Annotated in this window: 15 protein-coding genes and 1 pseudogene; 6 read left to right on the top strand and 10 right to left on the bottom strand. The window is 72.6% G+C overall.

Annotated elements, in window-relative coordinates; genetic code table 11:
• Positions 1-28: 28 nt before the first annotated feature.
• From QFZ76_RS08420 to QFZ76_RS08385, 8 genes are read right to left on the bottom strand one after another with little or no spacing between them, the layout of a single operon-like run.
• The gene (locus tag QFZ76_RS08420; protein ID WP_307673125.1) at positions 29-817 is read right to left on the bottom strand and encodes a bifunctional 2-polyprenyl-6-hydroxyphenol methylase/3-demethylubiquinol 3-O-methyltransferase UbiG; all 789 of its coding nucleotides are present in this window, start codon (positions 815-817) and stop codon (positions 29-31) included.
• Positions 814-2,010, bottom strand: a complete 1,197-nt coding sequence (locus QFZ76_RS08415; RefSeq protein ID WP_307673124.1) for a cytochrome P450 — start codon at positions 2,008-2,010, stop codon at positions 814-816. The genes QFZ76_RS08420 and QFZ76_RS08415 overlap by 4 nt, the downstream gene beginning before the upstream one ends.
• Positions 2,011-2,031: 21 nt before the next feature.
• A complete protein-coding gene (locus QFZ76_RS08410; RefSeq protein ID WP_307673123.1) occupies positions 2,032-3,291 on the bottom strand; it encodes an acyl-CoA dehydrogenase family protein in 1,260 nt (419 codons plus the stop codon).
• Positions 3,288-3,698 (bottom strand): hypothetical protein, encoded by a 411-nt coding sequence (locus QFZ76_RS08405; protein ID WP_307673122.1) that lies wholly within the window; start codon positions 3,696-3,698, stop codon positions 3,288-3,290. The genes QFZ76_RS08410 and QFZ76_RS08405 overlap by 4 nt, the downstream gene beginning before the upstream one ends.
• Entirely contained in the window at positions 3,695-4,141 is a 447-nt protein-coding gene (locus QFZ76_RS08400) for a hypothetical protein (RefSeq protein ID WP_307673121.1), read from the bottom strand. The genes QFZ76_RS08405 and QFZ76_RS08400 overlap by 4 nt, the downstream gene beginning before the upstream one ends.
• A gap of 60 nt (positions 4,142-4,201) precedes the next feature.
• Positions 4,202-5,842, bottom strand: coding sequence for a type I 3-dehydroquinate dehydratase (locus QFZ76_RS08395; protein WP_307673120.1), 1,641 nt, complete (start codon positions 5,840-5,842; stop codon positions 4,202-4,204).
• Entirely contained in the window at positions 5,833-6,591 is a 759-nt protein-coding gene (locus QFZ76_RS08390; RefSeq protein WP_307673119.1) for a nitroreductase, read from the bottom strand. Before QFZ76_RS08390 ends, QFZ76_RS08395 begins: the two co-directional genes overlap by 10 nt.
• A 22-nt stretch (positions 6,592-6,613) precedes the next feature.
• On the bottom strand, positions 6,614-8,215 hold the full coding sequence (locus QFZ76_RS08385) for a hypothetical protein (RefSeq protein ID WP_307673118.1): 1,602 nt from the start codon (positions 8,213-8,215) through the stop codon (positions 6,614-6,616).
• Between the two features lie 464 nt (positions 8,216-8,679).
• Here QFZ76_RS08385 and QFZ76_RS08380 point away from each other — a divergent pair, with 464 nt between their 5' ends.
• The 3 genes and pseudogenes from QFZ76_RS08380 to QFZ76_RS08370 all read left to right on the top strand — a co-directional run bounded on the left by QFZ76_RS08380 (position 8,680) and on the right by QFZ76_RS08370 (position 14,557).
• A complete protein-coding gene (locus QFZ76_RS08380; RefSeq protein ID WP_307673117.1) occupies positions 8,680-9,666 on the top strand; it encodes a hypothetical protein in 987 nt (328 codons plus the stop codon).
• Positions 9,667-9,726: 60 nt separating this feature from the next.
• Positions 9,727-11,601 carry an HSP90 family protein gene (locus QFZ76_RS08375; RefSeq protein ID WP_307673116.1) on the top strand — a complete coding sequence of 625 codons (1,875 nt, stop codon included), beginning with the start codon at positions 9,727-9,729 and terminating at the stop codon, positions 11,599-11,601.
• A 2-nt stretch (positions 11,602-11,603) separates the two neighbouring features.
• Positions 11,604-14,557: pseudogene (locus QFZ76_RS08370) on the top strand (hypothetical protein).
• Between the two features lie 73 nt (positions 14,558-14,630).
• Here QFZ76_RS08370 and QFZ76_RS08365 read toward each other — a convergent pair.
• Positions 14,631-16,250 carry a PucR family transcriptional regulator ligand-binding domain-containing protein gene (locus QFZ76_RS08365; RefSeq protein ID WP_307679963.1) on the bottom strand — a complete coding sequence of 540 codons (1,620 nt, stop codon included), beginning with the start codon at positions 16,248-16,250 and terminating at the stop codon, positions 14,631-14,633.
• A gap of 259 nt (positions 16,251-16,509) precedes the next feature.
• On the opposite strand from QFZ76_RS08365, the gene QFZ76_RS08360 reads away from it, so the two are divergent.
• From QFZ76_RS08360 to QFZ76_RS08350, 3 genes are read left to right on the top strand one after another with little or no spacing between them, the layout of a single operon-like run.
• A complete protein-coding gene (locus QFZ76_RS08360; RefSeq protein WP_307673115.1) occupies positions 16,510-17,778 on the top strand; it encodes an aspartate aminotransferase family protein in 1,269 nt (422 codons plus the stop codon).
• Positions 17,775-20,651: an FAD-binding and (Fe-S)-binding domain-containing protein gene (locus QFZ76_RS08355; RefSeq protein WP_307673114.1), complete on the top strand. Its 2,877-nt coding sequence runs from the start codon at positions 17,775-17,777 to the stop codon at positions 20,649-20,651. The genes QFZ76_RS08360 and QFZ76_RS08355 overlap by 4 nt, the downstream gene beginning before the upstream one ends.
• Positions 20,648-22,087, top strand: coding sequence for an NAD-dependent succinate-semialdehyde dehydrogenase (locus tag QFZ76_RS08350; protein WP_307673113.1), 1,440 nt, complete (start codon positions 20,648-20,650; stop codon positions 22,085-22,087). The genes QFZ76_RS08355 and QFZ76_RS08350 overlap by 4 nt, the downstream gene beginning before the upstream one ends.
• A gap of 123 nt (positions 22,088-22,210) precedes the next feature.
• On the opposite strand, the gene QFZ76_RS08345 is transcribed toward QFZ76_RS08350, so the two are convergent.
• Positions 22,211-22,954 carry an IclR family transcriptional regulator gene (locus QFZ76_RS08345; RefSeq protein WP_307679962.1) on the bottom strand — a complete coding sequence of 248 codons (744 nt, stop codon included), beginning with the start codon at positions 22,952-22,954 and terminating at the stop codon, positions 22,211-22,213.
• Between the last annotated feature and the right edge of the window lie 149 nt (positions 22,955-23,103).

Genomic DNA, 23,103 nt, shown 5'->3' with positions numbered 1-23,103 from the left:
TGGGCTGTGCGCAGGCCTGCCGGGCCCGTCAGTCCTGCGGGCCGATGACACAGCAGTGCTGCCGCTCCGGCGCGACCGGCGGGCGTACCTCGGCTGCCGGGAAGAGCGATCTCGCGTGGTCGGGGCTCCACAGCACGTCGTACCGCCCGCACGAACCGACCGGGGCGCCGGCGTCGAACAGCAGGGTGTGGTCCGCGACCGCGCACCAGCGCGCCTCGCGCGCCTGCTCGACAACGGCGTCCAGGCGCGCCGGAACCGGCAGCGGATCCGGCGCGTTCCCCAAGGAGCGGCTGCGCAGCCGCCATCGCACGTTGGACTCCTGTCCCTCACCCCGCGGCGCCCAGTCCGGGGCGATGAAGGTGAAGGCGAGCACCCCGTCCTCGGTCAGAAGCGACCGCAGCGCGTGCACCAGTTCCACGGTCTCGTCGTCCGGCGTGTGGGTGAAGACGGAGTAGGCGAGCACGTAGTCGAAACGCGTGTCCAGGTCGGGCAGTCGGAGCCCGGGGACACCGCCGGGATTGAACTGCGGGTTGTACCGGTCGTAGAAGATCCAGTGGGCCCGCGGGCTGCGCCGCCGACCCTCCTCGATCGCGGGCCGCGACACGTCCACACACCAGTACAGCGACGGCTGGACGCGTCCCGCCGCCTCCTCCAGGAACGTGCCGACGTTCCCGCCGAAGTCCAGCACCCGGCGCCCGGACCAGTCCGGTCGGCCGAGTTGGGAGTCGAAGTAGGCGAACTGACCGGTCTTCGTGGAGATGCAGGACGCCGGCCGGGGCGAGGCGTCACGGTGGGCCGGAGACGGAACGGTGCTCACCAGGTGACGGGAAGGGCGGCGATGGCCTGGATGCGCTGGTGCCCCTTCCAGCCGGCGGACGCTTCGGGGGCGGCCGGCCGAAGCGTGGGAAAGCGGGCGAGCAGCGACGTGAGGGCGATCCGGAGCTCGGCCCGCGCCAGGTGGGAGGCGAGGCAGCGGTGGATGCCGTGGCCGAAGGCCACATGCGGATTGGGGTCACGGCTCAGATCGAGGCGCTCGGCGTCGGGGAAGACCTCCGGGTCGTGGTTCGCGGAGTTGATCGAGACGACGACGGACTCCCCGGCGCGGACGCTGACGCCGGCGATGTCCACGTCCTCGGTGGCCACCCGGATCTGACCGTCCCTCAGCACCAGGTGAAAGCGCAGCAGTTCCTCCACCGCGCTCTCCGCGAACGCCGGGTCGTCCCGCAGCCGTGCGAGATCGGCGGGCCGGTCCAGCAGCGTGCGCAGGGCGGAGGCCAGGACGGCGGTGACGACGGTGTGGCCCGCGAACAGCAGACTGACGCCGATGCCGGTCAACTCTGCGTCGGAGAGCGCGCCTTGCTGGTCGTGAGCGGTGACGAGGGCGCTGAACAGGTCGTCGCCGGGCGCCGCGCGCCGGGCATCCATCAGGGCGGCCAGGTACTCGCACATCTCCCGCTGAGCCGCCGTGATCCGCTTCAGGGGACCCTTGCCGTTCATCGTGTCCGCCAAGGCCAGGATCCGGTCGCTGTCCCCGGCCGGAACGCCCAGCCAGGCGCAGATCACCGCCACGGGCAGGGGGCGTGCGAAGCCGGCGACCAGGTCGGCGGGCGGGCCGGCCTCGGCCAGGGTGTCGAGCAGACCGTCGGTGATCTTCTGGATCACCGCCAGCGACCGGTGGACCTGCCGCGCCCTGAACTCCGGCATGACCAGCCGCCGCAGCCGGGCGTGGTCCGGCGGCTCGGTGTCCCGGATGAGGGTGACACCGGACGGGAACGGGGTAGTGAACAGCCGGGGCACGTCGGGCCCGGAGTGGGCCGTGACGCTGAAACGCCGATCGCGCAGCACCTGAAGTACGTCCTCGTACCGGGTCACCAGCCACACCTCGTGTCCGCTGGCGACGACCACACGCGTCGCGGGTTCGTTCTCACGCAGCCGGGCCAGCCTCTCGAACACCTCGGCGTGGTCACGGGTGTCGAAAGGGAAGGCCACGGGCTGGCTCGGGACGGGCATCGAAGCCACTCCTCACTCGACTCAGGGTTTGTGGAAGGACGGGTCGTGGTCGTCGCCGAGCGCGGCGCGGCCGATGGTGGCGAGGATGTGGTCGTCGTTGTCGTGGCGCTGGTAGAAGGTCAGGTCGCGCAGGATCCGCTCCACCGGGCTGGGGCGCACCAGGCTGCGGGCGCCGCAGGCACGGATGCAGTGGTGCACGGTCTCCTCCGCCAGGTGCTCGATGACATGCCGGGCCTTGCTGCCGGCGATCCTGGCCTCGTCCACCCGGCCCTCGTCCCACAGCGCGGCGACATGGCGCAGCCACAGGCGTGCGGTGTCCACGTTGACCGCCATGCTGCCCGCCCGCTGCCGCACGTACGGGTCGGCCCCCTTGTCCTGCTTCCTGATGTACGCCAGCCCGTAGGCGCACGCGGCCTGGGCGGCGCCCAGGAAGCTGGAGGCGTAGTGGGGGACGAACGCGGACTGCCACTGCCCGCTGAGATAGCTGCCGGGTGCGCCGATGAGGTGGTCCCGGGGGATGAACGTGTCGTCGAACCGCACCAGGTGGCTGACCGTCGCGCGCATGCCCACCGGGTCCCACCACGTGCTGTCGACGCTCACGGTCGGGTCCGACAGATCGCAGGCCAGCATGAGCAGTTCGCTCCTCGCGGCCCTGCCGTTTGTGGCTGCCCGGCCGTTCGGGGCGGGTTGCGCGTGCCGGGCTCCGCCGGGTCCGGCGGGGTCGACGAACAGGATGGCCCACTGGGCGCCGGTGGCGCTGGTGGCGAACGCCTTGGTGCCCCGCACGGTCCAGCCGCCCTCGACCGGGGTGAGCGCGGTGCCGAAGCGGCTGGTCTCCCCGGGCTTGGGGGCTCGTGGCTCGCCGCTCCAGGCCACCCACTTCTCCCCGCGTCCCACCACGCCCGCGAACCAGCGCCGCTTCTGCTCAGGCGTTCCCAGGGCGTCGATGAGGACCAGGGAGTTGGCGTGCCCCTCCCAGCAGCGCGCCAGTGACAGATCGGCCGAAGCGAGCGTGGTGGTCAGTTCCCACAGGGGCAGCGTGTTGCGCTGCTGCGGGCCGAAGCCCAGTCCGCCGTACTCGCGCGGTACGGCGGCGGCCAGCAGCCCGGCCGCGAAGAGGTCGTCGAAGTCCTCGGCCGGGAAAGCGGCCCTGCGGTCGTAGTCGTCCGCGCGGGCAGCGAACGTCTCGGCGGCCAGCTTCCGGGCACGGTCGACGGCGGCCTGGTCTCCGAGAACCGGACCGTGTGGATGGTGAGGGCCGTGCACCAGGTCGGCGGTCATGGGAGGGGTGCCCCTTCCGGTGGTTCGGGCGGCTGGGCGAGTCCCGGACGGTAGTAGTGGGCGCGGTACATCACGGGCGGCACCCGCTGGTCGTCGGGGTGGGCCGTGTGAACGTCGATGGTCAGCAGGCCGCGGTTGAGATAGCCGCACAGGACGGCGGTCCGGGCGCCGAGCCGCCCCTCGGCGAGGAAGCCCACGGCCGGGCCGTCGCCGCCCGCGTCCACCAGCGGCGTGGCCGCGAGTGCGGTGTGGGTGTCGGGGACGCCGGGGCCGCCCTCGGCGATACTCAGCGCGAGCCCGCCCTCGTCCGCCACGGCGTCGACGAGCCGGATGCCGATGGTGGTGGTGTCGAAGTTGACCCACCCGCCGGTGAGGTCGGCCAGCTCGGTGTGCGGTGCCGTCGTCATACGACCTCCTCCGCCCGGTGGAAGAACGAACGGGTCCACCGGCCGGGGCCGCCGCCGTCGAAGGGCACGCTGGAAGCGGTGGTCACCAGGATGCCGGTCTTGTAGTAGGCGGACAGAACCGTGCGGAACCCGCCGAGTTCGTAGACGGCGGAGAACGACCAGGCCACGGATGGCACGCCGGGCGCGGTGTAGACGGCCGCCGGTACCTCGCCCCAGTCGCGCGGTTGCTCACCCGCCGCGGAGCGGCCGTCAGCGGGGGTGGTGCCGAAGGCCCGTACGGTCAAGCCCGTTCCGCACTCGGTGACGGTCAGCCGGAGTGGGCCCTTGGACACCGCTCCGCGGTCGGTGTTGAGCCAGTCGCCCAACAGGGCCGATATGTCAGGGACGTCCGGTGCGGGCGGCCCGGCCGATGATGTCGCACGGGCCGCCGAGCGGATGGTCACGAGGTGCTCTCCCTTCTCAGAGGTTCGCCCCGCGGTCTTCCGCGGGGGCTGTCCCGGCCGTCATACGCCGGGCGCCGGTCGTAGGCCGTCGGCCGGACCGTGGGAGGCGCCGGGGCCGGTCTGTCCGGGCGGGCCGACCGCTGGAACCCGCGCACGGCCGGCGCACAGGGCGCGCAGCACGGCGGGAGGCATCGGATGCCCCGTCAGCAGCCGGAACTGCTCCTGGACTTCGACGAGCAACACCTCCCAGCCGTCGATGCCCAGCAGACCGCGGGCGCGCGCCGCCTCCATGAGTGGGGTGGGCGGGTCTCGGTACGCCATCTCCAGCACGGTGGCCTCGGGGTCGGCCGACGCGACGGGAAAGGGCGGCCGCTCCACCAGCGGTGTGGCCTGGACCAGCACGCCGTAGCCGGCCGCGCTGAACCCGGACAGCGGTACGAAGGGGACGCCCATGCGCCGTGCGGAGTCGCGGCCCCGCGCGTCACACCGGTTGACGAGGGTCACCTGAGCCCCTGCCCTCAGCAGGGCCACCGCGACCGCTCGCCCGGCCCCGCCGCATCCGACGACCGCCGCCCGCAGGCCCGCCGGGTCGATCCCGGCCCGGGCCAGCGACTGCAGGGCTCCGACCGTGTCCGTGGTGTCGGCCCGCCAGAGCCCCTCCTCCTGCCACAGGAGGTTCGCCGCACCGCACTGCAGGGCCGTCGGGCTCGCCATGTCCGCCAGCGCAAGGGCGGTCTCCTTGTGGGGGGCGGTCACGGTCAGCCCCCGCACGGGCAGTCCGCTCTCCTCCCCGAAGCGGACGGCGGCCCGCCAGAACGGTGCCAGAGCCTCCGCCTGGAACGGGAGATACAGCGCGGGCAGGCCCAACGTACGCAGCGCGGCGTTGTGCAGGCGCGGAGACAGGGAACGCCCTGAGTTGCGGCCCGCGATGCCGAAGAGGCCGCGCAGCCGGGGCAACTCGGGCAGCCCGTAGTCGGTCACCAGTTGCCCGACGCTCGGCATGCCGTCCGGTCCCGGCGCCGAGACCCGGCCGAACACCACGGGCGCGCCCAGCCAAGGGGCCAGGATGCGGGTCCAGGTACCGGCGGGTCCGGACGCGAACGCGGTGACGTCCCCGCGCCCGAGGCCGGCCAGCAGCGACGGAGCCGCCGTGATGCCGTACTCGTCCGCGTGCTGTGGCTGTGGCTGCGGGGTCGGGGATCGGGCATCGAGATCGAGGAGATACAGCGCCGCGGGTACGGTCCGCAGGGAAGCGAACTGTTCCCTCAGGGCCGCGTGGCCGTCGGTGCCCCGCCCGGCCGGAAGGGTCCCGTGCCAGGAGACGCGCCGGCGCCGCGGGGGCACGGCGGCCAGCAGCTCCGGTCGCGCCGGATCGTCGGGCCACTCCAGATCGACCACGTCGTAGTGGTCCGCCGCGCGCAGCAGCCGCGTGAACCGCTCGGCCGGGGCGAGGTGGTGGCCGCCGCCCTGCATCCGGGTGCGCAGACAGTACGTCAGGGTGCCCGTGAAGTGCTTGCGCAACTGGGCGGGATCGGGGTCGCGGTCGCCGAGCAGGTCGGCCCGTACCTCCAGGGAGTCGGCCACCCCGTCGAGGGAGCGCAGGCGGGCGTTGCTGAGGTCGTCGGGTTCGGTGGCCACAGCCACCAGCCGGGCCCGGCGCACCGTACCGGGGCGGCCGCCGCTCCCCTCGGTCAGCTCCAATGAACGTACTCCTCAAGGCGAGCCCGCTGCGGGACGAACCGGTTCACCGGGGCCGCCTCGTCGGGGTACCCGACGGCCAGGGTGCAGACGATGAGCCGGTCGGCGTCGATGTCCAGCTTCCGGCGCAGCGCGTCCGCGTAGCCCGCGACGCTGAACTGCGGGCAGCTGCCGAGTCCCCGGGCGACCAGGCCGAGCATGACGTTCTGCAGGCAGAGGCCGGCTTCCAGGAAGGTCCCGGGTACCGCGTCGCCGGGGAGGTGGCAGACCAGGGCGGCCGGCGCACCGTAGAAGCGCAGGTTGTCGCGGAGGTGGGCCCGGGCTGCCGAGGGGTCGTCGGGGGCGTGGCCCTTGGCCCGCAGCACTCCGGCCAGGGCCGCGCGGGCGCGCTCGGCCGCGGTGTCGTCGAGCGTCGGCGTCCGGTTGGCGCAGTCCGGCCGTGGAGGTTCTCCGCGGTCGAAGCCCTCGCAGAGCGTGCGGGTCAGCGCGTCCAGCGGGCCGCCGGTCACCACCGTCATCCGCCACGGCTGGATGTTGCGGCCGGAGGGCGCCTGGCCTGCGGCGAGGAGCACCTCCGCCAGGACGTCCCGGGGGACCGGCCGATCGAGGAAGGCGCGCTTGCAGTGGCGGGACGCGATCAGGGACAGGCCGTCACAGGGCAGGTCGCTGTCCGTGCCGCCGTCGTACGTCACGAGGTCCTTCACCGACTCCTTCGCCAGGTCCTCGTGCGCGGGCTCGTCATGGACCGTCATGGGTACGTCACTCCCTCGCGCCTCAACTGAGCCCGGCCGTGCGGACGTCGGGGCCGGGACCGCTGCCGAGGAACTCGTGCAGACGGGTGCGGACCAACTCCTGGATGCGGTCGGCGCACTGGCGGTAGACCTCTGGTGGCTGCCCCTCGGGGTTGGGGACGTCACCGTGCGGATCCAGGCAGTGGGTGCGGCTCTTGGCGTCGGGTGCCAGGGCGACCACGGCGTCGCGGTGCGAACGCGTCATGCAGTAGATGACGGAGCTGTCGCGGCAAAGCCTGGCGGTGACCGGCCGTGCCCGGTGGCGGAGCGGGTGTGCCGGGCCGGGTACGCGCTGTATACCGAGCTCGGCGAGAGCGGTCCGGGCGGCGGGGACCAAGGGTGCTCCGGGCCGTGCGGGGTTGACTCCCGCGCTGGTGAAGCGCACACCGCGCGCGCTGCCGCCCGCCCGCGTGGCATGGGCGCGGGCGATGACCTCCGCCATGGGCGAGCGGGAGGTGTTGCCACCGCAGACGAACAGCACCTGCCGCGTGCGGGTGCCGCGTTCCCGCCACCAGGAGACCGTCGCGGGGTAGGACAATGACGCGATGGCGGTGACGATGAAGACCAGCGCGAGAAGCTGAGCGTTCCCCGGCACCGGCAGTCCGGCAAGCCCGGCCAGGGCATAGGAGGCGACCAGGCCGGACAGCAGACTGGCGCACCGGTTGGCCGGGACACACCAGGTGTACACGCGGGGGTCGAGGTAGATCAGCGTGCCGAAGACGAACAGCACCTCGTACGCCATGCCGATACCGACGGCCGCCCAGGCCGTCGACGTGCCGAGGAAGGTGGTGAACCCGGTGCGTAACTCCGTTTGCCCGCACAGGGCCGCCGCCGCCAGGATCCCGACGAGGAAGACCGGAGCGGCGGCGTGCTCCTCCACGAAATATCGACGATCGGTTTCCTTCACTCCGGTTTTGGCCACGCGGCTCATAATCTCGAACCGCCCCACGTAACCCAGGAGATAGGTGAGTACGCTCAATACCGTCGCCAGGGTGAGGTGGTAGCTGTTCACATCGCCGAGAGCCACCGAAACCGCCATCAGGCTGAAAGCCAGTCCGGCCCATGCCGAACCGGGAACCCGCCGTTTACGCGCCGAGTCGACCAGCGGCGAAAGAATCAGTACACCCCCGCGCATCAGAAGCAGCACAAGAAGGATAGAGACACCGGTGAAGGTGAAATTCAGCGTGGTGGTGCCGATGATGAGCGCGGTGAAGACTCCCGCCGCCAGCGTTTCCCTGCCCGGCAGGCGGACGCGGCCCACCCCGGGAATCTCACGCTGCCCGGCGTATCCCCACCATCCGCTCACCGCCAGGAAGAGCGGCATCACGACGAGCTGACCCAGGGCGGCCGCCGGCAGAAGCACCAGGCCGTCGACCGGTTCTCCGGCCAGCGGCGAAACTCCGCTGGACACCGCTTTCACGAGCATGGCGTAGGGAATATAGGCAAGAAAGTATCCAAGCGTGAGCCAAGCCATTCGCGTGACCCTCCGGGAGTTCCCCAACAGTAATGCCGGTAATTCTCGGCGAAATGTACGGAAGGAACTGTGCTGACGATCTACACCCTCGCTGGTCCACGCGTCGACCAATGCACCGACCTTGATGAGTGTGCAGGGATTCCGTGTCCCGCGCAAGTGCCTCAACTTTCCGCCGGCGCAGGAAGGTTTCCTTCAGGCCACTGCAATCGGCGTATTATCCGACGTCGCGCAGGCGCACGATTTATGTATTAGGGCGTGCGCCCCTCTGTGCGCCGGTCGAATGCGTCCATTCTCTGCTTGTGCGACTTGCAGGCCTGCTGGAAAGGCCGTAGCGCGCGAAAAAGGAAAAGTGTTGCTCAGGTTGAAATCGGGGCGTTCGGTGGTCCGATCGCGTGCTGGTGCATGGTCAGTGCGGTCGCGCAAGGTCCGATTGCGTGGATGGAGACGGCGGCCGGATCGAGGCGAGAGGGCGGGACCGGGCCCGTGAAGTGCCGGTGAAAACCCTGTGGAAGTGGTGTCGGTGAGGCCGTTTATGCTGCACCGGACGATCACGCGGGACCAGGGGAGGGCGCGGCATGTTCGGCAAGCTGTTCGGCAGGGGAGCGGAGAGACCGGCGGCGGATCCGTACGCCCTTCCTGTCCCGCGCAGGGAGAAGAACGGGATGTACACGCTGCGCGCGCTCGGGGACGCGCGGGTGCTCGCGCTGGTGGAGGCGGCCGGCGCGGGTGACTGGGAGGCGGTCAAGGCGGCGCTGGCACCGTTCGATCTCGGCCGGGACCACCAGATCCTGGGTGAACTTGCCGACGTGGACGGTGTGCAGGACTGGATCGGCCGGGCCGTCGAGGAGGACAAGGAACACCGGGCGACGGCCCTGCTGATATCCGGGGCACGCCACATCATCTGGGGCTGGGAGGCGCGCACCGCCGAGCGTGCCGTGAACGTCACGCAGGAGCAGTGGCGCATCTTCCACGAGCGGCTCCACATCGCCGAAGAACAGCTGCTCGAGGCCGCCGAGTTGCGACCGGACTGGGTCACCCCGTGGCGCCGCCTCCTCACCTCCGGTCGCGGCATGTCGCTGGGCACCGCCGTCAACGAGACCCGCCGCGACGCCGCCCTGCGCCGCGACCCGCTGGACCTCGAGACCCACCTCGAGTGGTTGTCGCAGCTGCAGCCCCGCTGGGGCGGCGAGCCGGGCCAGGCCCTGGCGTTCGCCCAGGAGGCGTCGGCCCGCGCCCCGCAGGGGCACCGCCTCGGCTGCGTGATCGCCATGGCGTACATCGAGGAGTGGGTCGAGTCGGAGCGCGGGGACTACCTCGAAACCTCGGAGATCCAGGCGCAGTTGAGGGAAGCGGCGGACCACAGCATCCTCCACCCCGGCTACGTGTGGCGCCCGGGCTGGCAGCACGACTTCAACATGTTCGCCATGGCCCTGTCGCTGGCCGGCGAGCGCCACACGGTCCGGCGCGTCTTCCAGACGCTGGACGGCGCCTACACCAGCTGGCCCTGGACCTACTTCGCGGAGCCCGAGAAGCAGTTCGCCCGCCGCCACCGCCGCGCCTGAGCGCACGCCGGCTCGATACCGCCCGCCACCCCTCCCACCCCTCCCACCCCGGACTGCCCGATGACTCTGCCCGACACCGCCGCGAACGCGGCCGGCGCCGACCGCACCTTCCAGGTGGATCTGCGCGGCCTCGTCGACCTCCTCTCCCACCACCTCTACTCCAGCCCCCGCGTCTACCTGCGTGAACTCCTGCAGAACGCGGTCGACGCGCTCACCGCCCGGCACGCCCTCGATCCGGCCGCCCCCGCCGACGCCCTCGGCATCCGCCTGTACGCCGACGGCTCGGTGGTACGCGTCGAGGACGACGGCGTCGGTCTCACCGAGGCCGACGTGCACACCTTCCTCGCCACGATCGGCCGCAGCAGCAAGCGGGCCGAGCGCATTGCCGAGCAACGCGGCGACTTCATCGGCCAGTTCGGCATCGGCCTGCTCTCCTGCTTCCTGGTCGCGGACGAGATCCACGTCCTGAGCCGCTCCGCCCGCACCCCCGACGCCCCCGCCGTCGAGTGGCGGGGACGCGGCGACGGCAGCTACACCGTCCGCACCCTGCCCGCCTCCGCCCGCCCCCGGCCCGGCACCACCGTCACGCTGACGCCGCGCGCCGACGCGGGCGAGTGGACCCGCCCGACCCAGGTACACGCGCTGGCCCGGCACTTCGGCTCCCTGCTGCGCCACCCGGTGACCTTCGACGACGGCACAGGCGGCACAGGCGGCTGGGGAGGCCCGGGAGGTCCGGGGGCGTCCGTCAACCCCGAGCCCGCACCCTGGGCACGTACGTACCCCACACCAGGAGCCCGCTCCCGCGCGCTGGCCGCGTACGGCCAGGAGGTGTTCGGGTTCACGCCGCTGGACACCATCGAACTGGACCTGCCCGCCGTGGGCCTGAAGGGCATCGCGTGCGTACTGCCCGAGACCGTGCCGGCCGGGCGCCGCCACGGCCACCGCGTGCACGTCAAGGGCATGCTGCTGTCCGAACAGGCCGAGGAGATCCTGCCCGAGTGGGCGTTCTTCGTCCGCTGCGTCGTCGACGCCGAGAGCCTGCGACCGACCGCGTCCCGCGAGTCCCTCTACGAGGACGACACCCTCGCCGCCGTCCGTGACGCACTCGCCGAGCGGCTCCGCGCCTGGATCGCGCGGGCCGCGGCCAGCGACCCGGACCTGCTCGCCCGCTTCCTCCAGGCCCACCACCTGGCCGTGAAGTCGCTCGCGGTGCACGACGACGAGATCCTGCGGATGCTGCTGCCCTGGCTGCCGTTCGAGACCACCGACGGGCACACCACCCTCGACGAGTTCGCGCGCACCCACCGCACCGTGCTCGTGACGTCGAGCGTGGAGGAGTTCCGGCAGGTCGCCGCGATCGCCTCGGCCGCCGGGCTCGGCGTCGTCAACGGCGGCTACACCTACGACCGCGAACTGGTCCACCGGCTGCCCGAGATCAGGCCCGAGGCCACCGTCGCCGACCTCGACCCGGCGACCCTCACCGCCCACCTCGACCCCGTCGACCGGGAGACGGAACTGGCCGCCGCGGCCTACCTCGCCCGGGCCCGCGACGCCCTCGCCGTCTTCGACTGCGACGTCGCGCTGCGCACCTTCCAGCCCGCCTCCGCCCCCGCCCTCCTCGTCGACAGCCGCGAGGCCCGGCACGAGCGCACCCGCTCCCAACTCGCCCGTGAGCAGCAGGGCGGCGTGTGGGGCGACATCCTCGGCGCCCTGCGCCAGGAGGCCCCACGGGCCCAGCTGATCCTCAACCAGCTCAACCCGCTGGTCCGCGCAGCCGTCGCCATCGACGAGCCCGAGCTGGCCCGCACCAGCGCCGAAGCCCTCTACGGGCAGGCCGCGATGCTGTCCCGGCGCCCGCTGAGGCCCGCCGAATCGAGCCTCATCAACCGCTCCTTCCTCGACCTTCTCGCCCACGCCCTCCGCAAGGACAGCTGACGATGCCCACCGCACCCCATCCCCAGAGCACCGACGAGCTGTTCCAGGCGCTCAAGGAGAACGACCGGCGCCCCTACGGCCGCACCCGCACCGTCACCGCCGAGGAACTCGTCGACGCCGCCGAGCAGTTCGCCGATCCCGTCCCGCTCGTCCACGCGCTCCTCGAACTCCAGGAGGCGTACACCTACGGCTCCGAACCCCGCAAGTCGCCCGTCGTCTTCGCCCGCCTGCTCACCCTCTTCGACGAGCAGCCCGACGTCTTCGACGAGCGCCTGCGCCACATGCTGTTCTGGCGGTTCAAGTGGGTGGCCCACGCCCTGCGCCAGCTGCCCGAGATACCGCTGGCCAGTCTGCGCCAGTGGCTCACCGAGATGCGCGACCGGTACGAGAAGGCCGGCCTCGGCCTCCAGCCCTACTACGGACAGGCGTACGTCCTCGCCGCCCACGTCGGCGAGGACACCACCCTCGCCTACGAGCTGTGGGCGAGCCGCACCCGCACCCGGCTCAGCGACTGCGAGGCCTGCGAGATCTGCGAGCGCGCCCTGTACCACCTCGCGGCGGGCGACGACGAGCGGGCGCTGAGCACCTGGGAGCCCGTCCTGGCCGGGAAGGAATCCTGCCAGGAGGAGCCGGCTCGCTCCGTCTCGCACGCGCTGCTGCCCCTGCTGCGCACCGGCCGCGCCGACCGGGCCCGCGAACTGCACCTCGCCGGCTACCGCAGCTGCCGCCGCAACCCCTCGATGTCCCAGGAGGTCGGCCGGCACCTGGAGTTCTGCGCGCTCACCGGCAACGAGGCACGCGGCCTGGAACTGCTCGCAGAGAACCGGAGCCTGTTCGACGAGGTCGACTCGCCGCTGGACCTGCTCGGCTTCCTCACCGGCGTGGAGGCCCTTCTCCAGCGCGTCGAGTTCCTCGGCCGCGGCGAACTGCCCGTCGCCGGATACGCGGGCCGCACCTGGACGGTGGCCGGCCTGCGCGCCGAGGTGCGCGGCCGCGCCGACGACCTCGCCGCCCGCTTCGACGCCCGCAACGGAACCACCGCCCACACCGACCGCCGCAGGGCCCGCCTCGACCGCGCTCCGCTGCTGGACGCGCTGGAACTGACCCTGCGCCCCCGCAGCCTCGACGACGTGACCTTGGCGGTCCCGGTCGCCCCGGTCGCCGCGCCCGCCGCCCGTACGGCCGCCGCCGTCCCGGAGTCGCTGCCCGAACTCATCGCCCGGGCACGGGCGTTGGACGAGCAGGGCCACCCGGACGCACAGGCCTGCTGGGCGCGGCTGCGCACGCTCGTCCTCGCCCGCGACTACACCCACCCCGACGACCCGGCCGTGGGCCCGCTCGTACAGCTGCGCGCGGATCTGCTGGCCGACGAGGCGGGCCGGGCCGGCGAGAAGGACGAGTTCGCCGTCGCCGCCGACCTCTACGAGGAGGCCGCGGGCCTGTACGAGGACGCCGGACTGCCGGGTCAGGCGGCGCTCGCCCGCGCCAGTGCCCTGCTCGCCTCCGCCGAGATCCCCGCGCAGGGCGCAGCCGACGCGACCGAGGCCAAGACCGCCGCGCTGACCGCCGCCCACGCGTCCATCGTCCGCCTGCAAGAGGAGACGCCCGGCCTCGTCCCGTACCAGGAGGCCCGCCTGCTGCGGCTGCGGGCGACCGCGCTCGGCCTGCGCCTGCAGACATCGGGGAGCGAGGAGCACGTCGCACCGGTCTTCGCCGAGGCGGACCTGCTGCACGCGTTCGCCACCCGGCACGATGTCGTCGGGCAGATCTCCGGCGCCCTGCTGCTGCGAGCCAGCACCTACGCCCTCTCCGGCGACCTGCCCACCGCGGTCACCGAGATCGACGCCGTCGTCGACCGGCTCAAGGCGCACGGCCCCGCCTGGCACCTGCCCCGCACGCTCGGCCTGCGCGGCCGGCTCCAACTCGGCCTCCGGGACGCCCAGACCGCCTACGGGGATCTCACCGAGGGCCTGCGACTGGCCGCCGACTGGCCGGCCGACGCGGTCGACACCAGCCGCCTCCACGGTGATCTGGCCGAGGCCTGCATGCACCTGGGCCGCCCCGACGAGGCCCTGCGGCACCTGACGCGCTCGGCGGAGGTGGACCTGCGTCGCGGCAGCCGGACGGACGCGTTCTGCGCCTACAGCAACGCGGCCCAGCTCAGCCTCGACCTGGGGCGCGTCGAGGACTGCATCGCTCTGCTCGACTCCCTGCTGGCCGAACCGGACGTCGCCGCCGGAGACTGGACGACCGGATCGTGGCTCAGCTGCGCCTGACCCGCGCCCGCGCGCTGCACGCGGGGGAGGACCTCAAGGCCGCCACGGCGGAATTCGTCGCGCTCGCGGCCGAGTCGGCCGGCTGGGACGACGACCCGGGGAGCCACGCCATGATCGCCGCGGAGACGGCCGTACTCCTCGGCGAGTCCGGCGAGTTCGGCCGGGCCCGCGAGGCGGCGGACCAGGCGATCGCCGCCCACGCCCGGGCCCCGCGCTACGAGCAGCTCAGCAACTGCCTGCGCGAACTCGCCCGCCTCCAGGCCCAGCAGCAGGGAGCCGACGGCCTGGCCGACGCCCGCGCCTTCCTCGCCGACGCCGGCCGGATCGCCGACGAGGCCCGCGCCGCCGAGTACGAGCCCCACGACCGTTCCCTGGAGTCGGCCCTGGCCTACGAACACGGGCGGGTCAACGCCTACGCCGGCGAGTACGAGGACGCCCTCGCCGCCCTGGAGAAGGCCCTCGCCCTGCTCGGCGAGCCGGGGCCGCAGGAGGACGACCGCGCGGGCGAGTGGGCCGAGTGCGTCCGCCTCGCGGGTGCCGTGGAGGGCATTTACCTGGAACGCCCCGACCCCGCCCTCACCCGCCTCGACGCGGCGGTCTCCCGCCTGACCGCCTCGGGCCACACCGAGGAGACCGAGCCGCTGATCTCCCTGGCGGCCCGGCTGCGCGACGAGGAGTGACGCGACGGTGCCGGGGCGACAGCCCGCCCCGGCACCGTTCTTCTGCGTCTGGAAGATACGAGGTCGGCCCCGTTCAGCCGACGCGGAAGACGTCCAGCGCGGTCAGGGCTACGTGCAACGCGGTGCGCTGGTCGCCGGATTCGAGGTCGCGGTCGAGCAGGCGCTCGATGGTACGCACGCGTTGATAGAACGTCTCGCGGGACAGGCCGCCGCGGCGGGCGGCGCTGGTCTTGTTGCCGGCGGCGTCCAGGTAGTGGCGGAGGGTCGTCAGCAGGTTGGTGCCGTGTCGGGTGTCGTGATCGAGGAGGCGGCCGAGTTGTTGTTCGGCGTATTCCTGGATCCGGGTGTCCTCGCGGAGCGCGTACAGCAGGCGGCGCAGGTCGACATCGCAGAGTTCGTGGAAGGAGCGGCCAGGCGGGAGGGGCTGGTCGGGCGGGGTGGCCTCGGCCACGCGCGTTGCCTGGTGGAAGGAACGGGGGGCGTCGGTGAGATGGGCGACCTCGGAGCCGACGCTCACGACGGCCCGCGGGGAGAGGGCGAGCGCGGCGTGGCTCAGCCGTTCGACCGCGGGTTGCCAGGGGTGTGAGGGGCTCAGGGCGAGCAGTACTCCCAGGCGGCCGGGGGCCAGTTCGCCGAGGAGTGCCGGGATTCCCGTGGTCTGCAGGTCCTGGGACAGGCGGGATTCGGGATTCGCTGTGGTGCCTTCGGCGGGGAGGTCCACCACGACCGTGAGGAAGCGGCTGTTCTCGGTGGGCAGGCCCAGTGCGGCCAGGCGGGCGTGGGCGTCTTCGGGGGAGCGGTGGCGCTGCTCGAGGAGGTCGCGCAGGGCGTTGCGGTGCGCGGTGCGTTCCCAGGGTGTGGGGTGGATGAGGCGGGCGACGGTCAGGGCCATCGCCGTTCTCTCCAGGACGGTGCTGTGCTCCGGTCCGAAGGCCCGATCGGTGGTGGGGGCGGGCAGCATGGCCACGCGGCCCCAGCGTTCGCCTTGGTATTCGACCGGTGCGGTGAGCCAGCCTTCCGGGCCGCACTGGCTCGTGCGGTCGCCGGGCGGGGTCGCTCTGGAGCGTTGCTCCCAGTCGGTGAGCGCTTCCTCCAGGGTGGTGCCGGAGGGTTCGCAGATCAGTGCCTGGTGGACCAGGTTTTCCAGGACGACCGTGTGGCCGCTCATCTCGGCTGCCGCGCGCATGACGTCCTCCGGTCCGGCGCCGCGCAGCGTCAGCGTGGTGAACGCCTCGTGGACGCGCTGGGTCCGGCGCATCGCCTCGGCCTGGTTGCCGAGGATGAGGGCGTGGACGACCTGGGTGACCTCGAGGAAGTTGACGTCCTTGGCGAGGGTGATCAGCGGCAGCCCGCGGGCGCGGCAGGCGTGGACGAGGTCGTCGGGCGGACGATGGTAGCGCCGTACGAGTTCGATGAGCAGGGCCGCCGCTCCGACGCCGGCGAGTTCGTCGACGTAGCGTCGGATTCCTGCGGGCTCCTCGGGCAGGGGCATGCCGGTGGTCAGCACGAGTTCGCCGCCCTTGAGGAAGGAGGCGGGGTCCGTCAGCTCGGTGATGTGGACCCAGCGGACCGGCCGGTCCAGGCCGGTCACACCGGTGACGACCTGGGGCTGGCCGACGGCCAGTACGGGGAGGGCCAGGACGTCGGCGAGGGTGAGGGCGCGGCCGGGCGGACTGCTGTCCGGGTTGTCCATGTCCGGCGGTCCCGCCGTCGAGGGCGTGTCGTTCACGGTGTCTCCCTGGTGCCCGGTCACTGTGACAAGCCTCGCTGACCTGCGCAAGAGGTGTTCCGCCGCGGGCGGCGGGGCAGCGGGCGCCGCATGACAGGCGCGTGCTTGACACAACGTCCGGACACGATGCCCTCACCGGACACATCGCGTGTTGGCTCCCTGCCGGGCGGCGGAGATGCTCTCAGGACCGCACCAGTCCGACGACCCACGCCGGGAGACGAACATGACCGCACTGTCGCCGCACCTTCGCCAGGCTACTCCCGTCGTGGCGGCCCGGGGCGAGGGCATCCACCTCTACGGCGAGGACGGCCGCCGCTATCTCGACTTCACCGCGGGGATCGGCGTGACCAGCACCGGTCACTGCCACCCGAGGGTCGTGGCGGCGGCGCAGGAGCAGGTGGCCACGCTGGTGCACGGGCAGTACACGACGGTCATGCACCGGCCGCTGCGGCAGCTGGTCGACAAGCTCGGCGAGGTGCTGCCGGCCGGCCTGGACAGCCTGTTCTTCACCAACTCCGGCAGCGAGGCCGTCGAGGCGGCGCTGCGGCTGGCCCGGCAGGCCACCGGCCGGCCGAACGTCATCGTGTGCCACGGCGGCTTCCACGGCCGTACGGTGGCCGCCGCCGCCATGACCACCTCCGGCACCCGCTTCCGCTCCGGCTTCTCCCCGCTGATGAGCGGCGTCGTGGTCACCCCCTTCCCGTCGGCCTACCGGTACGGCTGGGACGAGGAGACCGCCACCCGCTTCGCCCTTCGGGAGCTCGACTACACGCTGCAGACGATCTCGGCGCCCGCCGACACGGCCGCCGTCATCGTCGAGCCGGTCCTTGGTGAGGGCGGCTATGTGCCCGCGACCCGCACCTTCCTGGAGGGGCTGCGCGAGCGCGCCGACCGGCACGGCTTCCTGCTGATCCTGGACGAGGTGCAGACGGGCGTGGGTCGCACCGGCCGCTTCTGGGGCCACGACCACTTCGGCGTCACGCCGGACATCCTCGTCACCGCCAAGGGCCTGGCCAGCGGGTTCCCGCTGTCCGGCATCGCCGCCTCCGAGGAACTGATGAGCAAGGCCTGGCCCGGCTCGCAGGGCGGCACGTACGGTGCCAACGCCGTCGCCTGTGCCGCCGCCTGCGCGACGCTGGACGTCGTACGCGACGAGAAGCTCGTCGAGAACGCCGAGGCGATGGGCGCGCGGCTCCGCCAGGGCCTGGCGGCGGTGGCCGACCGGAACCCGGGCATCGGCGACGTCCGCGGCCTCGGCCTCATGCTCGCCACCGAGTTCGTCACCGAGGACGGCGGCCCCGACCCCGAGACCGCCGCCCGCGTGCAGCGGGCCGCGGTCGACGAGGGTCTGCTCCTGCTGCTGTGCGGCGCCTGGAACCAGGTGGTCCGGATGATCCCGGCGCTCGTGATCGACGAGACGGGCGTGGACGAGGGGCTCCAGGCCTGGGCGAACGCCGTCGAGGCCGGCACGTCGGGAGCGGCGGACCGATGACCACAGCCACCCGCGACCTGGCGGGTCTGATGGACCGCATCGCCGAGATCGCGCCCGGCCTGCGGGTGGGGACCGGCCCGGGAGCGACGGGCCCTTACGCCTATGACGCCTCGAACTACCGTGTGCTGCCGCGAGCCGTGGCCTTCCCGCGCACCGCCGACGACGTGGTCGCGGTGCTGCGGGCCTGCCGGGAGGCGGGTGTCCCGGTCACGGCCCGGGGCGGTGGCACGAGCATGGCGGGCAACGCGGTCGGGGTCGGTGTGGTCCTGGATTTCTCCCGGTACATGAACCGGCTCCTGGACATCGACGTCGAGGCGCGTACCGCGCGGGTCGAGGCGGGTGCGGTGCTGGACGTGCTGCGCGGCGCGACCGCGTCGCACGGGCTGGACTTCGGACCGGATCCGTCCTCGCACAGCCGCTGCACGCTGGGCGGCATGATCGGCAATGACGCGTGCGGCAACCGGTCGGTGCGTGACGGGCGGACCAGTGGGCATGTCGAGGCCCTGGAGATCGTGACGGCCGACGGTGTGCGGGCCGTCGCCGACCGCTCCGGGCTGCGTGCCGCCGAGCCGGGCGACGCGGAGGCTGTGCGGCGCGTCGCCCGGCTCGAGTCCGGCCTGAGGCGGCTGGTCGAGGAGAATCTGGCGCTGATCCGCACCGAGCTGGGCCGGATCCCGCGCCAGGTCTCCGGCTACCAGCTGCACCACCTGCTGCCGGAGAACGGGTTCGATGTGTCCCGTGCTCTGGTCGGCACCGAGGGCACCTGTGCGGTCGTCACCGCCGCGACGGTCCGCCTGGTGGCGACCGCACAGGCATCAGCCCTGCTGACCCTCGGCTACGAGGACGTGGTCGAGGCGGCCGAGGACGTGCCGGAGATCCTGCGCTTCTCCCCCAGCGCGGTGGAGGGCATGGACGAGGCGATCGTCGCCACCATGCGCGCCCGTCGCGGCTCCGACTCCGTCACGGGCCTGCCGGAGGGTCGGGCCTGGCTGTATGTCGAGCTCGAAGGCGATGACCAGGCGGCGGTGAACACCCGCGCCGCCGAACTGCTGGACGTGCTCAAGGCGCAGGGCCGGATGACCGGAGGGCGGGTGGTGGAGAGCCCGGCGGAGCGGCGGTCGCTGTGGCGGGTGCGCGAGGACGGGGCCGGGCTCGCCGCCCGGCTCGTCGACGGCGGGGAGTCCTGGCCCGGCTGGGAGGACGCGGCCGTCGCGCCCGAGAACCTGGCCGCGTACCTGCGCGACTTCCGCAAGCTGCTGGCCTCGCACGGCCTGACCGGCGTGCTGTACGGGCACTTCGGCGCGGGCTGCGTCCACGTGCGCATCGACTTCGACCTGGTCACCGAGACCGGCCGGGCGGTCATGCGCCGGTTCCTGACCGAGGCGGCCGCCCTGGTCGTCGAGCACGGTGGCACGCTGTCGGGCGAGCACGGCGACGGCCGGGCCCGCAGCGAACTGCTCCAGGTCATGTACAGCCACCGCATGATCGCCGCGTTCGCCGCGTTCAAGAAGACCTTCGACCCCGACGGGCTGCTCAACCCCGGCGTCATCGTCGATCCGGCACCACTCGACGCCGACCTCGCGCTGCGCGAGCTCCCGCTCGTGGACACGACGTTCGGCTTCCCCCACGACGAGGACGGTTTCACCGGAGCGGTGCGCCGCTGCGTCGGGGTCGGGCGCTGCCGCAGCGACTCCGGCGGCGTGATGTGCCCGAGCTACCGGGCCACGGGGGAGGAGAACGACTCCACCCGCGGGCGGGCCCGCCTGCTCCAGGAGATGGTGCGCGGCGAGGCCGTCCAGGACGGCTGGCGCTCGACCGAGGTCAAGGACGCCCTCGATCTGTGCCTGTCCTGCAAGGCATGCTCCAGCGACTGCCCGGTCGGCGTCGACATGGCCACCTACAAGGCCGAGTTCCTCCACCAGCACTACAAGGGCCGCCTGCGCCCCCGATCCCACTACTCACTGGGCTGGCTGCCCCTCACCTCAGCGGTGGCCGGATACGCCGCCCGCCCCGTCAACCTGCTGCTGCGCGGGCCGGTCGGGCGGCTGCTCGCCCGACTGGGCGGCGTGACCACCCGGCGCAGGATCCCCGCCTTCGCCTCCCGGCGCGCCCTGCGCAGGACACTGCGCGCGGCGAAGACCCGGGACCGAGCGAAGGCGGTGCTGTTCGTGGACAGCTTCACCCGCGCCTTCCGCCCCCAGGTCGCGGGAGCGGCGAGCCGTGTGCTCGCCGACGCCGGCGTCCCCTGCACGCCGCAGGACGGCCTGTGCTGCGGCCTGACCTGGGTCAGCACCGGCCAGCTGAACGTCGCCCGCCGGATCATGGCCCGTACGGTCGCCGCCCTCGACAACGGCGACGACCGGCCCATCGTCGTGGCCGAGCCCAGCTGCGCCGCCGCGTTGAAGCGCGACGTACCCGAACTGCTCGGCACCGAGGCCGCCCGGCGCGTCGCCGACCGGGTCCACACCTTCACCGGGGCCCTCACGGACCTCGCCGACCAGGACTGGAGCCCGCCGCCGCTGCCCGAGAACGTCGTGCTCCAGACCCACTGCCACGAGTACGCCACCTTCAAGGGCCGCCGCCCCGCCGACCTGCTGCGCCGGCTCGGCGTACGCGGCGTCGACGAGGCCGAGGGCTGCTGCGGACTCGCCGGGAACTTCGGCTTCGAGGCGGAGCACTACGCCACCTCGATGGCCGTTGCCGACCTCGCCCTGAAACCCCGTATCGACAGCCTCGACGGACGCACCGTCGTGGCGGACGGCTTCAGCTGCGCCACCCAGATCGACCACCTCGCCGGTGACCGGAACATCCGGGCCCTGCACCTCGCCGAACTCCTCGACCCGGCCCCCGAGCAACCAGGAGAGACATCATGACCGAGGTACTGAACCAGCTGTTCATCGGCGGTGCCTGGGTGGACGCCGCGGACGGTGCCACCATGCCCGTCGACGACCCCGCGACCGGCGAGATCCTCTGCCACGTCGCGGACGCCGGCCCCAAGGACGCGCGCCTCGCGGAGGACGCGGCCGTCCAGGCCCAGGTGGACTGGGCCCGCACGGCACCCCGGGCACGCAGCGAGATCCTGCGCCGCGCCTACGAGCTCATCCTGGAGCGGACCGATGAGCTCGCCCACCTGATGACGTCCGAGATGGGCAAGCCCCTGGCCGAGGCCAGGGGGGAGGTGGCGTACGCCGCCGAGTTCTTCCGCTGGTTCTCCGAGGAGGCCGTCCGCATCGACGGCGGCTACGGCACCCTGCCCGACGGGCGCAACCGCATGCTGCTCTCCCGCCGCCCGGTGGGCCCCTGTCTGCTGATCACGCCGTGGAACTTCCCGCTGGCCATGGGCACCCGCAAGATCGGCCCGGCCATCGCGGCGGGCTGCACGATGATCCTCAAGCCGGCCCCGCAGACCCCGCTGTCCAGCCTCGCCCTGGCCGGGATCCTCAAGGAGGCCGGGCTGCCGGACGGCGTGCTGAACGTCGTCACCACCTCCCGCGCCGGAGAGGTCTGCGAACCCCTCCTGCACGGTGGCCGGATCCGCAAGCTGTCCTTCACCGGCTCCACGGGCGTCGGCCGGCTGCTGCTCGCCCAGAGCGCGGAGGCGGTCGTGCGGACCTCGATGGAACTGGGCGGGAACGCGCCGTTCATCGTTTTCGAGGACGCCGACCTGGACAAGGCGGTCGACGGCGCGATGGTCGCCAAGATGCGCAACATGGGCGAGGCCTGCACTGCCGCCAACCGCTTCTTCGTCCACAGCTCTGTGGCGGAGGAGTTCGGGCGGCGCCTGGCCGAGCGCATGGGCGCGCTGGTCGTGGGCCCCGGCACCCGGGACGGCGTCGACGTCGGCCCGCTGATCGACAGGGTCGGACGGGCCAAGGTCGAGGAACTGGTGGCCGACGCGGTGGAGCGCGGCGCCCGGGTGCTCGTGGGCGGCCGTACGCCCGAGGGGCCGGGCTGCTTCTACCCGCCGACCGTGCTCACCGACGTCGCCTCCGACAGCCGCCTGATGGACACGGAGATCTTCGGCCCGGTCGCGGCGATCCTCACCTTCGACGACGAGGACGAGGTGATCCGCCGCGCCAACGACACCCCCTGGGGCCTCGTCGGCTACCTCTTCACCGAGGGCCTGGACCGCGCCCTGCGCATCAGCGAACGCCTGGAGGTCGGCATGGTCGGCCTCAACACCGGCCTCGTCTCCAACCCGGCCGCCCCCTTCGGCGGCGTCAAGCAGTCCGGGCTCGGCCGCGAGGGCGGCCGGGTGGGGATCGACGAGTTCCTGGAGTACCAGTACGTCGCGGTGCCCGTGCGATGACGGCGGCACTTCTGCCCTGACACACGCCCCGTCGCGCACCGCGCGGGCCGCCCCGTGCCCCGGCCGAACCGTCCTCATGGCCGGGCACGGGCGCCGGCCCGCCTTCGCACAGCCGGACGGAGTTCAGCCCTGGTGGCGCGCGGTGATCTCTGCCGCGGTGCCCGTCACCAGCCGGCCCAGCTCGGGGAGCCGTTCGGGGTCGAAGCGGGAGTCGGGGAGGGACACGGCCACGGAGGCCAGGGGCACGCCGTCACCGTCCAGGACAGGTGCCGCGATGGCGCAGACACCCGGGAGGTACTGGTTGTGGTTGACCGCGTACCCGCGGTCTCTGACACGGCGGAGCTCCGCCCGCAGCTCGGCCGGGTCGGTGATGGTCTCCTCGCCGTAGCCCTCGAGGACGCCCGCCGCGACTTCGTCGACCTCGGACTTCGGCAGATGGGCGAGGACCGCGTGTCCGGTGGCGGTGGCGTGCAGGGGCGAGGTGTCTCCGATGGCGTGGAAGGTCCGTACGGCGTGGTCGCAGTCGACACGGTCCACCACCACCATGGCGTGCAGGGCATCGGGCACCGACAGGTGGATGGTCTCGTTCAGCGTGTCGCGCAGTCGGCACATGGGCTCGCGGGCGGCGGCGAAGAGACTGGATCCCTGGAGGGCGGCGGGTCTCACGGCCAGCACGCGGGCGCCGATCTCCCAGCGGGTGGTGTCCCGGCGGTTGGCCCGCAGCCAGCCGGCCTCGTTGAGCGTCACCAAGGTCCGCTGCACGGTCGACTTGGGCAGACCGAAGAGTTTCGTCAGTTCCCCCAAGGTCACGGGCTGGTGCTGCGCCACGGCCTCGAGGATGCGCAGCGACCTGGTCACGCTCTTCATTTCCATCCGGGCCCCCGTCAGTTCTTTGGGTTGTCGTGCTCACCTCGTGGCTCTCTCCCGGAGCCACGAGCGCAGCACGTGCCGGATAATAGCACAGTGTTCCACATTGTGGCATGACTCGTTTGGTTGCAGTCGCCCGGCGGCGGCGG

Origin of the sequence: Streptomyces sp. V4I2 (assembly GCF_030817655.1) — a bacterium.
Lineage (GTDB): Bacteria > Actinomycetota > Actinomycetes > Streptomycetales > Streptomycetaceae > Streptomyces > Streptomyces plumbiresistens.
The sequence above is the reverse complement of the archived record's forward strand: the minus strand, read 5'-3'. Positions and strand labels throughout refer to the sequence as shown.

Bases quoted from the DNA above. Each gene is read 5' to 3' on its own strand.
- QFZ76_RS08415 (WP_307673124.1), bottom strand. From the start codon at position 2,010: ATGCCCGTCCCGAGCCAGCCCGTGGCCTTCCCTTTCGACACCCGTGAC.
- QFZ76_RS08410 (WP_307673123.1), bottom strand. From the start codon at position 3,291: ATGACCGCCGACCTGGTGCACGGCCCTCACCATCCACACGGTCCGGTT.
- QFZ76_RS08405 (WP_307673122.1), bottom strand. From the start codon at position 3,698: ATGACGACGGCACCGCACACCGAGCTGGCCGACCTCACCGGCGGGTGG.
- QFZ76_RS08390 (WP_307673119.1), bottom strand. From the start codon at position 6,591: ATGACGGTCCATGACGAGCCCGCGCACGAGGACCTGGCGAAGGAGTCG.
- QFZ76_RS08380 (WP_307673117.1), top strand. From the start codon at position 8,680: ATGTTCGGCAAGCTGTTCGGCAGGGGAGCGGAGAGACCGGCGGCGGAT.
- QFZ76_RS08375 (WP_307673116.1), top strand. From the start codon at position 9,727: ATGACTCTGCCCGACACCGCCGCGAACGCGGCCGGCGCCGACCGCACC.
- QFZ76_RS08365 (WP_307679963.1), bottom strand. From the start codon at position 16,250: ATGGACAACCCGGACAGCAGTCCGCCCGGCCGCGCCCTCACCCTCGCC.
- QFZ76_RS08360 (WP_307673115.1), top strand. From the start codon at position 16,510: ATGACCGCACTGTCGCCGCACCTTCGCCAGGCTACTCCCGTCGTGGCG.
- QFZ76_RS08355 (WP_307673114.1), top strand. From the start codon at position 17,775: ATGACCACAGCCACCCGCGACCTGGCGGGTCTGATGGACCGCATCGCC.
- QFZ76_RS08350 (WP_307673113.1), top strand. From the start codon at position 20,648: ATGACCGAGGTACTGAACCAGCTGTTCATCGGCGGTGCCTGGGTGGAC.
- QFZ76_RS08345 (WP_307679962.1), bottom strand. From the start codon at position 22,954: ATGAAGAGCGTGACCAGGTCGCTGCGCATCCTCGAGGCCGTGGCGCAG.